Origin of the sequence: Gordonia sp. SCSIO 19800 (assembly GCF_018132775.1) — a bacterium.
GTDB lineage: Bacteria > Actinomycetota > Actinomycetes > Mycobacteriales > Mycobacteriaceae > Gordonia > Gordonia hongkongensis.
This window is the reverse complement of record NZ_JAGRQM010000001.1, coordinates 280,596-293,888: the sequence shown is the minus strand read 5'-3', so window position 1 is coordinate 293,888 and position 13,293 is coordinate 280,596. Positions and strand designations below refer to the sequence as shown.

The window sequence follows — 13,293 nt, the reverse complement described above, 5'->3', positions numbered from 1 at the left end:
CCCGCGGTTCCTAGCGTCTTCGGCAGGAGGCGCTCATGGATGGGGGATCGGGGTTCGGCTTGCACCTCGTGTGGGCCAGGCTCGTGCTCGTCGCGGTCCTCGTGCTGCTCGTGGTGACCGTTCCGGTGCAACAGGCGGGCGCCATTGATGCGCCGACCGACCCGCGATCCGGGGCCGCGACCGCATCCGGTCTTCCGTACATCGTCGGGCCGCCTCCGGATTGCGCTGTGGGGCGGCCGCTTTCCTCCTCATCGAGGGGTGGGGAGGATCGTCGGCCGGTCCTCGCGCGGGCCGGTGCGCGACCGACCGCCGAGCACACGCGCATCAGTGTTCTCGACCGCGAGGCGCTCACCCGGTTCGACTGATCGGTCTCAGTCGTCCTCGGGGTCGTCGGGATCGGAGCCGGTGCTGATGACCGCCTCGATGCGCTCGCGGGCACCGCGCAGGTGCTCCTCGCAGCGGGTCGCGAGGGCCTCGCCACGCTCCCAGAGCGCCAGCGAGGCGTCGAGGTCGAGTCCGCCGTGCTCGAGGGCGGTGACGATCTCGGCGAGTTCGTCGCGTGCTTCCTCGTATCCGAGTTCCTCGATCGGAGTGGATGATTCGTCGGTGCTCACGCATTTCCTCCGTGTTCCGGCATGGTCGTGGGTTCGTCGACCCGGGCGGTTGCGGCGCCGTCGGCGACCCGGATGCGCAGGGGTGCACCCGGCGGCAGGTCCGCGAGCGTGCCGACCACATGGGGTGGGTCGGTGTCGGTGCGCTGTACCACCGCGTAGCCGCGGGCCAGGGTCTGCGCGGGACCGAGTGTCGACAGGCGCGCACCGAGATGGTCGGTACGTCGTTCCTCGGAGTCGATGTGGCGCAACACATCTCGGCGCAGGGCGCGGACCAGCTCGGCCACCTGCCCGGCTTCGGAGTCCACGAGCACCCCGGGACGGGCGAGCACCGGCCGCGCCCGCAACGCGGCGACGACGCCGGACTCGCGGCGCACCCAGTTGCGCAGGGCCTGCGCGCTGCGTCGCCGCAGATCCGCGATGCCCGCGAGTTCGGCCTCGACGTCGGGAACGACGCGCTTGGCCGCATCCGTCGGAGTGGCGGCGCGCAGATCCGCGACGAGATCGAGCAGTGGATTGTCGGGTTCGTGCCCGATCGCGCTGACGACCGGGGTCCGGCACCGCGACACCGCGCGCAGCAACGCCTCGTCGGAGAACGGGAGCAGGTCTTCGACGCTACCCCCGCCGCGCGCGATGATGATGACCTCGACATCGGGGTGGGCATCGAGATCGGCGAGGTGGGTCAGGATGCGGGCGACCGCCGTCGGCCCCTGCACGGGGGCCTCGCGGATGTCGAAGCGCACGTTCGACCATCGAGCGGCCGCGACGCTCACGACGTCGTGCTGCGCTGCGCTCGCGCGGCCACTGATCAGGCCGACGGCGCGCGGCAGGAACGGCAGCGGCCGTTTGAGCCGTGAATCGAAGAGGCCCTCGGCGGCCATGAGCTGCCGCAGCCGTTCGATGCGCAGCAACAGCTCGCCGATGCCCACGGCCCGGATCTCGCTGACCCGCAGCGACACCGTGCCGCGCCCGGTGTAGTAACTCGGCCGGCCCAGGACCACCACGGAGCTGCCGTCCGTCAGCGGGACCTCGGTGCGTGCCAGCAGGTCGGGGCTGCACGTCACCGAGATCGAGATGTCGGCAGCGGGATCGCGCAGGGTGAGGAACGCGGTGCGGGTCCCCGGCCGCCGGCTGATCTGGGTGACCTGTCCCTCGACCCAGATCTGTCCGAGCCGATGGATCCAGTCGGCGATCTTGGTGTTCACCGTCCGGACCGGCCAGGGATGCTCGGCCGAGTTCGGTGACGAGGAACGTCGCGGTGTGTCGCTCGTGTCGGCCCCGGTCACGCTTCGGTGGAGCGCTTGTTCTGCGCGGCGATCCGGTTCTCGAGCATCGTCACGAACGGCGCGCGGTCGCGGCGGGATTTCTCATAGTCGACGAGTGCGATCAGGTCCTCGACGGCGACCGACCGCAGGCGGGCCCGGAGTTGCGCGAGGGTGAGGGTGTCGTAGTCGATGAGCTCGACGATCTCGGGCCCCGAGCCGTCGGCGGAACCCACCGCCTCGGTGCCCGGCACCTCGGCCGCGACGACCTCGTCGGGGGTCGAGCTGTACAGCGCGAACCGCCCGGCATCGGCGCGCGGCGGTGCGGCGAGATCGGCGTCGGCGGCCGCCTCCTCGATCTCCTCGTCGATGGTCGTGGGTGACGGGGTCGTCGCGGCGGCCTTCGGCTTCTCGTCCTGCACAGACGTGTCGGTGATCGCCGCGGGCGCGGCGGGCGCGACCGGGTCGGGACCCGCTGCGTCGTCCTCGTCGAAACGTGCCCACTCGGGCTGTTCGTCGGGCCGGTCGAAGAGCATCTCCAGGGCGGCGTCGCCTTTGATGGCCAGTTCGGCGATGTTCTGTTGCGCTCGCATACCGGCCTGGAGGGTCTGGCTGATGGCGGTCATCGGCAACGTGATGAGCAGCGCCGGGAGTTTCCGTGTCTCCTCGAGGGCGGTGACGATCAGACCTGCGGCTATCCGGGCGGGGTACGGTGCGCGATCCATGCCAACACTCTGCCATCACGGGCAACGCCGCGTAACCCGTACCCTGGGAAGCATGTCTGAGACGAAGCGTGTCCTGCTCGCCGAACCCCGCGGCTACTGCGCTGGTGTCGACCGTGCGGTGGAGACGGTCGAGCGTGCCCTCGACAAGCACGGCGCTCCCGTCTACGTGCGCAAGGAGATCGTGCACAACCGGCACGTCGTGGAGACCCTGGCCGAGCGCGGGGCGATCTTCGTCGGCGAGACCGACGAGGTGCCCGAGGGTGCGTTGGTCGTGTTCTCCGCGCACGGGGTGTCCCCGCTGGTGCACCAGACCGCCGCGGAGCGCAACTTGCGCACCATCGACGCCACGTGTCCGCTGGTCACGAAGGTCCATCAAGAGGCGAAGCGATTCGCGCGCGACGACTACGACATCCTCCTGATCGGCCATGAGGGCCACGAGGAAGTCGAGGGCACCGCCGGCGAGGCCCCACAGCACATCCAGCTCGTCGACGGTCCCGACAGCGTGGACGCGGTCGAGGTCCGTGACGAGTCGAAGCTCGTCTGGTTGTCGCAGACCACCCTGTCCGTCGACGAGACCATGGAGACGGTCCGTCGACTCCGCGAGAAGTTCCCGCTGCTCAACGACCCGCCCAGCGACGACATCTGCTACGCCACCCAGAACCGGCAGGTCGCGGTCAAGGCGATGGCTCCCGAATGCGACCTGGTGATCGTCGTCGGATCGCAGAACTCCTCGAACTCGGTGCGCCTCGTCGAGGTGGCCCTGCAGGCCGGCGCGAAGGCAGGCCACCTGGTCGATTACGCCCGTGAGATCGACGACTCGTGGCTCGACGGTGTGACGACTGTCGGGGTCACCTCTGGCGCGTCGGTGCCCGAGGTGCTGGTCCGGGGGGTTCTCGACTACCTGGCCGAACGCGGCTACGGCACGGTCGAGACGGTCAACACGGCCAACGAGACGCTGACCTTCGCGCTCCCGCGCGAGCTGCGCCCCGCACGTTCGTCCAGCTGACCTCGGGCCACGATCCGGCGTCGACAGATCAGAACTCGTCCGGGTCGAGCTTGCGCACCCGTCGGTGGGGTAGTGCGATCGCGAGGACGGCGGCGATGACGATCGCCGCGACGGCGCTGCCGATGATCGCGACGTTGCGCGCGGAATCGTCCGGTGGCTGCGCCACGGGAGGTGCGGCGATGGGCGCCGAGGCCCGGTCCTGCTGCTGATCGGCCGGCACTTCGGCGGTCAGGGCGGCGACCGGATCGATGACACCGTGTCCGATCCGCTGATCGCGCCCGGTTCCCGGGGAGTGGGCGGTGGCGATGATGCGGTCCATCACCTCGCGCGCGGTCAGATCCGGGAAGCGGGCCCGGATCAGCGCGGCGGTGCCCGCGACGTACGGCGCGGCGAAACTCGTGCCGATCAAGGGCACCGGCCCGCCGTCGCTCTGCTGGGCCGACGCCAGCCGGCTCGAACCGCGCTTGCTGTCCAGGCTCACGATGTCGGTGCCCGGCGCTGCGACGCTCACCCACGGGCCATGCAGGCTGAAATCGCTCGGTGAGCCGGTGTCGGCGTCCACCGAGCCGACCGTCAGCACGTACGGCGAGTACCAGGCGGGACTGGCGACGGTCGCGACCGACCGCCATCCGTCGGGGTCGTCGGCGGCGGGAGCCGGATTCTGGTTCTGGCAGGCGCCGTCGCGCGTCAGGTTGCCGGCTGCCACGACGACCACGACGTTCCGGTCGTAGGCGTGCCGGATGGCCGCACCGAGCGCCCGGTCGTCGACCGAATCCGCCGCCGACGCGCACGCCACCTCGGAGATGTTGATGACGGTGGCGCGTAGATCGACCGCGCGCACGATGGCGTGCGCCAGCGTCCGGACGGACCCGTAACCCGAGCCGACCACCGGCGCGGCGTCGTCCCGGGCGCGGTCGTTCTTCTTCTGGAAAGCGCTGCTGGACTGGCGGATCGCGATGATCGATGCCGCGGGCGCGACGCCGGCGAACGCGTCGGCGGTGCTGGGCCGGGCGGCGATGATCCCGGCGACCAGGGTGCCGTGGGCGTCGCAGTCGTCGAGTCCGTTGCCGCCCGAGACGTAATCGCCACCGGCGACGACGCGACCGAGCCGCGGATGGGGCGTCACCCCGGTGTCGATGACGGCCACTCGCTGACCCTGTCCGCGACTGAACCGCCACGCCTCCGGGAGATTCATCATCGCCTGCGCCGCGGTCGGTTTCGTCACGGTGCGCGTCAGTTCCGGGATGTTGCACAGGTGCCGCTGCTCGGTCGGTTCGAGCGGGGCGACCGGGGCCGACCGGACGAGGGCGCCGGGATCGATCCGAGGCGGGGTCACCGCCGCAGCGGGCGTCGCCGAGGCCCCGACGAGTGCCGCGACGAGGGTCGTCGCGAATACTCCAGCACCACGGACACGGTTGTCGCGCATCAGATCTCGCGGACCATTCGGTACAGGTCGAGCAGCCACAACAGCAGGGGCACGATCAGGGCGACGAGGATGTACTCGCCGATCTCGGCCCACCGACGCATCACGGGTGAGAAGTCCTGGTTCGGTGCGACGACCCCGAAGACGAGGGCGCCGATCACCACGAGGATGCCGAGGGCGAAACCGATCACCGGCCACTGGTCGTCGCCGAACGCGAGACCGGTGATCAGGGTGATCACCACGAGCGATCCGCCGATGACGAGGATTCCCGCCTGGAACAGGTCGCTGTGAGAGCGGCCCCGCAGACACAGCACGACGCCGATGATCGCGGCGTAGACGGCGTTGCGCCATTCGAACCCGGCGAGCGGGGCGGCGGTGAGCACGGCCGCGATGGCGGTGACGATCGTGAGCCCGCCGACGATGCCGGTCAGGTACGCGTTGGCGAGGTAGGAACGACGTTCCAGCGCATCGGCTTTGGGAAGGGCGGTTGCGCCGATCGCCCCGATGCCCTCGATGGCCGGTCGCGGTTCGATGTCCTTGACGTCGATGGCGGCACCCGCGGTCGGCACCGGGGGCAGCGGCAGTTTCGCGAGCAGGATCGTCGTGCGGGGAGCCAGACCGATGCACAGCAGACCGACCGCGGCGATGACGGCGGCGACATCGGCCACCGGCGCATCGATGAGGAGTCGCGCCCCACAACCGGTGGCGCCGAGCAGCGCCGCGCTGGTCACGGCGCTGTGTGCGGTCGCCCCGGCCGCGGTCATGCGATAACTGACGACCGCGGCGACGAGTGCGAACGCAAAGCCCAGGGTGAGGTGTGCGGCGCCGTATGACCCGGGCGTCACGATCATCCCGGTCACGAAGGCCATCGGTGCGGCACACAGGGACAGCACCGTCGAACTCTGCTCGTCGCGGTAGTAGCGGGACACGATCGTCGAGGCGGTGACGAATCCGACGACCGCCAGCCCGGACAACCCGGCGAACCACAGGGCGCCGGTGCCGGACCGGACCGCGGCCAGGGACGCCGCCGCCGCGACCGCGGCGACGAGTGCCAGTGCGTAACCGACCTTCCGGGCGGACGCCGCGGTCCAGTCGACGAACTGCGATTCGTTCAATCGGGCGACAGCGTCGACCACATCGTCGAACAGCACCGGGGACTCCCCGGTCCGCGTGGAGGTCAACAACAGCAGGTCGCCGTCACGGATACCCGACTCCGACAGCGACCGGTGCAGGGGTAGTGGGTCCTGTCCAACGAGCGCGAGCGTCCACTTGTTCTGCCGGTCGTGCGGGCGGCCGGGATTGCGGGCGTCGGCATCCGGGTCGTCGGGGTCCGACCTCGTGGGATTGCGCGATTCGATCTGGGCGACAAGGTCACCGATGAGTCCGGCGATGGGGATGCCGGCCGGCAGTCCGACGTCGAGCTGGGTGTTGCCGCCCAGCACGGACACCCGTACGAGTTGCGGCTCGACGGCCCCCTCACCCCGCCGGCGATCCCCGGTGTCCGCGTCGGCAGCGGTGGCCGGGTACCCCGGTGCGAATCCGTCCACAGACGACATCAGGTCAATCCTCCCCCTAGATTCAGCAGCTAACATAGCCAACCGCGGCGGGTTCGACCGCCCGGGGATACACAGCGCGACATGTCAGGGGGGACGTGTGGTCACGACGACGGAGGGCTTTGTGCGTCGCCCGCGCATCACGCCCCCACGCACGCCCGGAGGCGAGGTCAACATCCAGGCGCCGCCGGATGTGCCGCGGGTGGTGCCCGGCGGCCTCCTGATGAAACTGCTGCCGGTGGTGATGGTCGTCGCCGTCGTCGGCATGGTGGCACTGATGGTCGTCACCGGTGGGCGCAACATCCTGACCAACCCGCTGTTCATGATGTTCCCGCTGATGATGCTGATGTCGATGTTCGGCATGTTCGCCGCCGGCGGCCGTGGCGGGGGCAAACGCGCCGGAGAACTCAACGAGGAACGCAAGGACTACTTCCGCTATCTCGGCCAGCTGCGCGGCCAGGTCTTCGAGACCGTCGACAACCAGCGCGCGGCACGCACCTGGAGCCACCCGGACCCGCGTGCGCTGCTCGACGTGATCGGCAGCAGGCGCATGTGGGAACGCCGCCCCAGCGACGCCGACTTCGCCCATGTGCGCGTCGGGGTGGGTGTCCAGCGACTCGCCACGCGGCTCATGCCGCCGGAGACCGGGCCCCTCGAGGACATCGAGCCGGTGTCGATGGTGGCCCTGCGCCGGTTCGTGCGCACGCACTCCGCGGTGTACCGCCTGCCCACCTCGATCTCGCTGCGCGGCTTCCCGGCCATCAACATCGAGGGTGCGCGGCAGGAGACCCGCGAACTCATCCGGTCGATGGTCGTGGAGCTGTGTGCGTTCCACGGTCCCGATCATCTGCACATCGGCATCGTGACCGGTGATCCGGCGGGGGAGGCCTGGGACTGGGCGAAATGGCTTCCGCACGTGGGACATCCGACGCTGCGCGACGGCGTCGGGGCGATGCGGATGATCTATCCGACGCTGGCGGACCTCGAGAACTCGATGGCCGCGGACCTCCTCGAGCGCGGCCGGTTCAGCCGGTCGGCGCCGCCGAACGCCAACCGCGCACACCTCGTGGTGATCATCGACGACGGTTACGTCGTCGGCGACGAGCGGATCATCAACGACGCCGGCATGGAAGGCGTCACGATCCTCGACCTGACCGCGCCGCCGGACGGTCTCGCGGTGCGGCGCGGGCTGCAACTCGTCGTGCGCGGGGGCAAGGTCTCCGCGCGCAGTGCCGCCGGCGTCGAGGAGTTCGCCGACATGGACTCGCTGACGATTCCCGAGGCGGAGGCGATCGCCCGGCGCATGGCGCGCTACCGGCTGGCCACCGCGGCGACGCTGGCCCACCTCGAGTCCGAGGCGACCTCGGCCGACCCCGGCCTGCCCGCGCTGCTGGGCATCGACGACGCCGCACGCTTCGATCCGGCGACGGCCTGGCGCGGTCGTACCGGCCGGGAGCGCCTGCGCGTGCCGATCGGTTACACGCCGACCGGCGCGCCCGTGGAGATCGACATCAAGGAGAGCGCGCACGGCGGCATGGGTCCGCACGGGCTGTGCATCGGCGCCACCGGATCGGGGAAGTCGGAGTTCCTGCGCACGCTGGTCCTGGCGATGCTGGCGACTCATTCGCCGTCGGAGCTGAATCTCGTGCTCGTCGACTTCAAGGGCGGCGCGACGTTCCTGGGCCTGGAATCCGCGCCGCACGTCGCCGCGATCATCACGAACCTCGAGCAGGAACTCTCGATGGTCGACCGGATGAAGGACGCGCTCTCGGGCGAGATGAACCGGCGCCAGGAGGTGTTGCGGGCGGCGGGCAACTACGCCAACGTCGCCGACTACGAGCGCGCCCGCGCCTCGGGGGTGCGCCTCGATCCGCTGCCGGCGCTTTTCATCGTCGTCGACGAGTTCTCCGAACTGCTCTCGCAGAAGCCCGATTTCGCCGAACTGTTCGTCGCCATCGGTCGTCTGGGTCGCTCGCTGCACATCCATCTGCTGCTCGCCTCGCAGCGGCTGGAAGAGGGCAAGCTGCGTGGCCTGGACTCGCACCTGTCCTATCGGATCGGCCTGAAGACGTTCTCCGCCAACGAGTCCCGCTCGGTTCTCGGTGTTCCCGACGCCTATCACCTGCCGAGCGTCCCGGGTTCGGCATACCTCAAGTGCGATTCGGCGGACCCGATCAGGTTCAACACCTCCTACGTGTCGGGGGCCTACTACTCGCCGACGGTCACGGAGTCGGCCGATCCGACGACCACGGCGTCATCGCGTCGCGGAAACCTCAAGGTGTTCACCGCACTTCCGGTGCCGCTGGACGAGGGCGCGTCGCGTTCGCTGCTCGACCAGGCCGAGAGCCTGCTCGACGAGGAACCGCCGGCACCCGAGGCGCCCACCGAGTTCGAGCCGGTCTCGGCGCAGGTGCCCACGCTCATGGAGACCATCGTCGAACGCATGGAGCACGCGGGCCCGCCGGCCCACCGCGTGTGGCTGCCGCCGCTGGACGACTCGCCCACCGTGGAACATCTTCTCGGCGAGCGGGACTGGTCCCACCCGGCGGTGCCGGGGCATCTCACGGTTCCGATCGGCGTCGTCGATCGGCCCTACGACCAGCGACGCGACCCGCTCGTCATCGACCTCGCGGGGGCCGCGGGCAACGTGGCGGTGGTCGGCGGTCCGCAGTCGGGCAAGTCGACGACGCTGCGCACGATCATCATGTCGGCCGCCGCGTCCCACACGCCCGAACAGGTGCAGTTCTACTGTCTGGACTTCGGCGGCGGCAGTCTGGCCGGTCTCGCCGGCCTCCCGCATGTCGGCTCGGTCGCCTCGCGCGGCGACATGGACGCGGTCCGCCGTACGGTCGCCGAGGTGGCGGCCGTGGTCCGGTCGCGCGAACTGCTGTTCACGCGGCTGGGCATCGAGTCGATGCGCGACTACCGGTCCCGCCGGGAAGCGTGGTTCCGGTCCGGCGTCACCTCGCCGGCGTCGGACCCGCTGGCGCAGGACCGGTTCGGCGACGTGTTCCTCGTCCTCGACGGCATGAACGTGCTGCGTACCGAACTGGAATCGCTCGAGGAACAGATCACCGCGATCGTGGCCCAGGGGTTGAGCTATGGCGTCCACGTCATGGTCACCGCGTCCCGATGGGCCGAGGTGCGCCCGGCGGTCCGCGATCTCATGGGTACCCGGATCGAGCTGCGGCTGGGCGACCCGATGGATTCCGACATGGGTCGTCGCGCCGCCGCGCTGGTCCCGCAGAACCGACCCGGCCGCGGCCTGACCGGGCAGGAGCTGCACATGCTGATCGCGCTGCCCCGGCTCGATTCGGTCAGCAGTGCCGAGTCGTTGCCCGCGGGCGTCGCCCAGTCGGTCGAGAAGCTCACCGCCGCCTATCCGGGCCGCTCGGCGATGGCCGTGCGCAAGCTGAGCACCGAGATCGACTACGCATCGGTGCAGCGCGCGGTTGCCGCCGCCGGGCTGACGCTGGCACCCAATCAGGTGGCGATCGGTGTCGGTGAGCTCGAACTCGCCCCGGTGGTCCTCGATTTCACCGCCCAACCGCATTTCATGGCGTTCGCCGACGTCGAACACGGCAAGACCAACCTGCTGCGGACGATCGTCACCGGGCTGGTCGCGGGTGCCACACCCGAGCAGGTGCGCATCGTCTTCGTCGACTACCGCCGCACGATGCTGGGGATCATCGACGGCGATCATCTTGCCGGCTACGCGAGTTCGCCCGACCGCGCGGCGTCGATGATGACGGAGCTGGCGGCGTATCTGAAGAACCGGATGCCGCCTGAGGACGTGACGGTCCAGCAACTGCGGGACCGCACCTGGCTCGAGGGCCAGCCCGAGGTGTACGTGGTGGTCGACGACTACGACATGGTCGTCACCTCGACCGGCAATCCGATGCTGCCGATCGTCGAACTGGCCTCCCATGCGCGCGACATCGGGCTGCACATCGTGCTCGCCCGACGTTCCGGCGGCCTCGGTCGGGCGATGTTCGATCCGCTGATCGCGCGCCTCAAGGACCTGTCGTCGGACATCCTGCTGATGAGCGGCGACCGGGACGAGGGATTCATCACCGGCCGGTCGAGGCTGCAGACGCTGGTGCCCGGCCGCGGCGAACTGGTGTCGCGCGTCCGGCCGCAGGAGATGATCCAGGTCGCCCATCTCCCGATCGGCGACTAGGGGTGGGTCGGGCCGGATGACACAGCCGGGCGAGGTGCAACCGATCGGCGACGGGAACCGTCCGACGGTGGTCGATCTCGCGTTCGGGACGCCGCTGGTCCATGACCCGGAGCGCGGGCTGCGCCGGGTGGATCGCGATGTGCGGCCGCTGCTCGAGTCGGTGGACCAGATGAGTGTCGTGGCCGACGGTCGGCGCGAACACCTGCGCCAGGTGTGGCGACGGGTCTTCGCCGGCCTCGACTTGCCCGCGGGCCGACCCCTCGTCGTCGGGCACCCGAGCACCTGGGGACCCCGTCGGGCATCGACGCTCGCCGACCTCGGCGACGGCCGCGCGCCGGTGGCACTCCTACCGCGGGCGGTGCTCGTCGCGCGCAGTCACGCCGATCTCACCGTGCGGCGGTGCGCCGTCGTCGAGACCACACATCTCCCGCGCCCGCCCGCCGATCCCGGCCACCCGCGACCGGCGTGGTGGGACGTGCAGATCGTCGGGCGCGGTCCGGACGGCTGGGTGATCGAGCGCTCCGGGCTCATTCGTCCCGGTGCCGACCGTGCGCCGCGCTCCTCGTCGAACGCGGACGGCCTCGACGTCATCGACGACTCGGTCGAGGCGGTGTTCGTCGACGGGGACCGCCCGGACGAGGTGTCCGCGGCGATCGGCGTCATCGCCGGGCACGCGGTCGCGGGACGCGTGGTCGCCGTCGACCGCGAGCTCGTGGTCCGGCTCGGCCACCGCACCGGCGGTGCGGACGAGGACACGATGGCCCCGGGCGCCGATCCCGGACCCTCGCTCCCGGTCGGCGCCACCCGGCGCCGGTCGGGGACGCTGCTCGCCGCGGCGGTGATGGCGATCCTGGTCGTGAGCGGTGCGATCGGGGTGGGACTCTGGCAGCGCGGCACCGCACCGGACGCGGCGTCGACGGAGGTCGGCCTCGGGCGTGCGACGCTGGCGGTGCCCGGCGACTGGCGGCAGTCCGAACAGCGGACCCCGAGCGGTTCGGCCGACGACCCCTCGACCACTCGCGCGGTGTTCGTCGATCCCGACGACGGCCGGCGCATCATCGCCGTCCTCACCGAGGTGCGCGCCGGCTCCACCCGGGAATCGGTCGCGGGGAGCCTGCGCAACCGGATCGAGCAGCGCGGCGACGACGTCGTCACCGAGTTCTCCGCCGCCACCCGGTTCGGCGGGCGGGACGTCATCGGCTACCGCGAGTCACCGGCCTCGGGCGGCGCGATCCGCTGGTACGTCGTGGTCGACGATGGTCTGCAGGTCTCGATCGGTTGTCAGGCGGGTACCGCGGCCGAGTCCCCCGACGACGAATGCGCGGCGGCGGTGCGGTCGGTCCGGGTGTCGCCGTCGTCGTGAGGGCCGAGTCCGTTGTGACCCCGGCCGGAGGCCGAGTCCGTTTTGACCCTGACCAGCGCGGTCGCGTAGCCTGGGTCGCTGGTGCTCGGCGCCTGGCGCACAGCTGTGTGTCCAGGTCAGCGGAGGCCCGGGTCCCCACTGGTCGCCGGGAACAATCTCTGCCGTGCACCCGACCAGCATCCATTCGACAAGAGTTGAGGACAACTGTGCCTACCTACACCCCGAAGGCCGGTGACATCACGCGTACGTGGCATGTCATCGACGCCGAGAACGTGGTGCTCGGCCGGCTGGCCGTGCAGGTCGCGAACCTGCTTCGCGGCAAGCACAAGCCGACCTACGCCCCGCACATGGACGGCGGCGACTTCGTCGTCATCATCAACGCGGAAAAGGTCGCGCTGACCAGCAACAAGGCTGATCGCAAGCTGAACTACACCCACTCGGGGCACCCCGGTGGCCTGAAGTCCCGCACCACCACCGAGCTGCTCGCGACCTACCCCGAGCGGGTCATCGAGAAGGCCGTCAAGGGCATGCTGCCGTCGACCAAGCTCGGCCGCGCCATGGCCTCGAAGCTGAAGGTCTACGCCGGCCCGAACCATCCGCACGCGGCCCAGCGCCCCGTCCCCTTCGAGATCAAGCAGGTGGCCCAGTGAGCAACGAGAACATCAACGACGCCGTCGAGGCCGTCGACGAGGCTGCCGTCGAGGTCGTGGAGGCCGTCGAGGTCGCCGCTGACGACTACGACGCCGCTGTCGTCGAAGAGGTCCGCGAGCCGGTCGTCATCGACCGTCCGATCCAGACCGTCGGCCGCCGCAAGGAGGCCGTCGTCCGCGTTCGCCTGGCGCCGGGTTCCGGTGAGTTCACCCTCAACGGCCGTTCGCTGGAGGACTACTTCCCCAACAAGGTGCACCAGCAGCTGATCAAGGCCCCGCTGGTCACCGTCGAGCGCACCGAGTCGTTCGACATCTACGCCAAGCTCGTCGGCGGCGGCCCCTCGGGCCAGGCCGGCGCGCTGCGTCTCGCCATCGCGCGTGCGCTCATCGAGGTCACCCCGGAGGATCGTCCCGCCCTGAAGAAGGCCGGCTTCCTCACCCGTGACCCGCGTGCGGTCGAGCGCAAGAAGTACGGCCTCAAGAAGGCCCGCAAGGCGTCGCAGTACTCCAAGCGCTGATC

At 70.3% G+C, this 13,293-nt stretch carries 11 protein-coding genes; 6 read left to right on the top strand and 5 right to left on the bottom strand.

Going from position 1 to position 13,293, the window contains the following annotated elements; translation table 11 throughout:
* The first annotated feature begins 35 nt into the window (after nt 1-35).
* Nucleotides 36-365, top strand: coding sequence for a hypothetical protein (locus tag KB201_RS01320; RefSeq protein WP_211538183.1), 330 nt, complete (start codon nt 36-38; stop codon nt 363-365).
* 6 nt (nt 366-371) lie between these two features.
* Here the strand turns inward: KB201_RS01320 and KB201_RS01315 are convergent, their stop codons facing one another.
* From KB201_RS01315 to KB201_RS01305, 3 genes are read right to left on the bottom strand one after another with little or no spacing between them, the layout of a single operon-like run.
* Nucleotides 372-614: an exodeoxyribonuclease VII small subunit gene (locus tag KB201_RS01315; protein ID WP_058250718.1), complete on the bottom strand. Its 243-nt coding sequence runs from the start codon at nt 612-614 to the stop codon at nt 372-374.
* Nucleotides 611-1,897 carry an exodeoxyribonuclease VII large subunit gene (gene xseA / locus KB201_RS01310; protein WP_211538182.1) on the bottom strand — a complete coding sequence of 429 codons (1,287 nt, stop codon included), beginning with the start codon at nt 1,895-1,897 and terminating at the stop codon, nt 611-613. The genes KB201_RS01315 and xseA overlap by 4 nt, the downstream gene beginning before the upstream one ends.
* On the bottom strand, nt 1,894-2,598 hold the full coding sequence (locus KB201_RS01305; RefSeq protein WP_211538181.1) for a lipid droplet-associated protein: 705 nt from the start codon (nt 2,596-2,598) through the stop codon (nt 1,894-1,896). Before KB201_RS01305 ends, xseA begins: the two co-directional genes overlap by 4 nt.
* A 52-nt stretch (nt 2,599-2,650) precedes the next feature.
* Here KB201_RS01305 and KB201_RS01300 point away from each other — a divergent pair, with 52 nt between their 5' ends.
* Nucleotides 2,651-3,604: a 4-hydroxy-3-methylbut-2-enyl diphosphate reductase gene (locus KB201_RS01300; protein WP_058250715.1), complete on the top strand. Its 954-nt coding sequence runs from the start codon at nt 2,651-2,653 to the stop codon at nt 3,602-3,604.
* Nucleotides 3,605-3,632: 28 nt separating this feature from the next.
* On the opposite strand, the gene mycP is transcribed toward KB201_RS01300, so the two are convergent.
* Both mycP and eccD read right to left on the bottom strand, forming a co-directional pair.
* The gene (gene mycP / locus KB201_RS01295) at nt 3,633-5,030 is read right to left on the bottom strand and encodes a type VII secretion-associated serine protease mycosin (protein WP_211538180.1); all 1,398 of its coding nucleotides are present in this window, start codon (nt 5,028-5,030) and stop codon (nt 3,633-3,635) included.
* The gene (gene eccD / locus KB201_RS01290) at nt 5,030-6,583 is read right to left on the bottom strand and encodes a type VII secretion integral membrane protein EccD (protein ID WP_211538179.1); all 1,554 of its coding nucleotides are present in this window, start codon (nt 6,581-6,583) and stop codon (nt 5,030-5,032) included. The genes mycP and eccD overlap by 1 nt, the downstream gene beginning before the upstream one ends.
* A 97-nt stretch (nt 6,584-6,680) precedes the next feature.
* Between eccD and eccCa the strand changes: the two genes are divergently transcribed.
* From eccCa to rpsI, 4 genes are all read left to right on the top strand, one after another.
* The gene (gene eccCa / locus KB201_RS01285) at nt 6,681-10,760 is read left to right on the top strand and encodes a type VII secretion protein EccCa (RefSeq protein WP_211538178.1); all 4,080 of its coding nucleotides are present in this window, start codon (nt 6,681-6,683) and stop codon (nt 10,758-10,760) included.
* A gap of 16 nt (nt 10,761-10,776) precedes the next feature.
* Nucleotides 10,777-12,123, top strand: a complete 1,347-nt coding sequence (locus KB201_RS01280) for a type VII secretion-associated protein (protein ID WP_211538177.1) — start codon at nt 10,777-10,779, stop codon at nt 12,121-12,123.
* Between the two features lie 206 nt (nt 12,124-12,329).
* Entirely contained in the window at nt 12,330-12,773 is a 444-nt protein-coding gene (gene rplM / locus KB201_RS01275; protein WP_058250710.1) for a 50S ribosomal protein L13, read from the top strand.
* Entirely contained in the window at nt 12,770-13,291 is a 522-nt protein-coding gene (gene rpsI / locus KB201_RS25040) for a 30S ribosomal protein S9 (protein WP_065629913.1), read from the top strand. Before rplM ends, rpsI begins: the two co-directional genes overlap by 4 nt.
* Nucleotides 13,292-13,293: the final 2 nt, after the last annotated feature.

Coding starts and splice junctions, on each gene's coding strand:
- KB201_RS01300 (WP_058250715.1), top strand. CDS start 2,651: ATGTCTGAGACGAAGCGTGTCCTGCTCGCCGAACCCCGCGGCTACTGC.
- eccD (WP_211538179.1), bottom strand. CDS start 6,583: ATGTCGTCTGTGGACGGATTCGCACCGGGGTACCCGGCCACCGCTGCC.
- mycP (WP_211538180.1), bottom strand. CDS start 5,030: ATGCGCGACAACCGTGTCCGTGGTGCTGGAGTATTCGCGACGACCCTC.
- KB201_RS01280 (WP_211538177.1), top strand. CDS start 10,777: ATGACACAGCCGGGCGAGGTGCAACCGATCGGCGACGGGAACCGTCCG.
- KB201_RS01305 (WP_211538181.1), bottom strand. CDS start 2,598: ATGGATCGCGCACCGTACCCCGCCCGGATAGCCGCAGGTCTGATCGTC.
- KB201_RS01320 (WP_211538183.1), top strand. CDS start 36: ATGGATGGGGGATCGGGGTTCGGCTTGCACCTCGTGTGGGCCAGGCTC.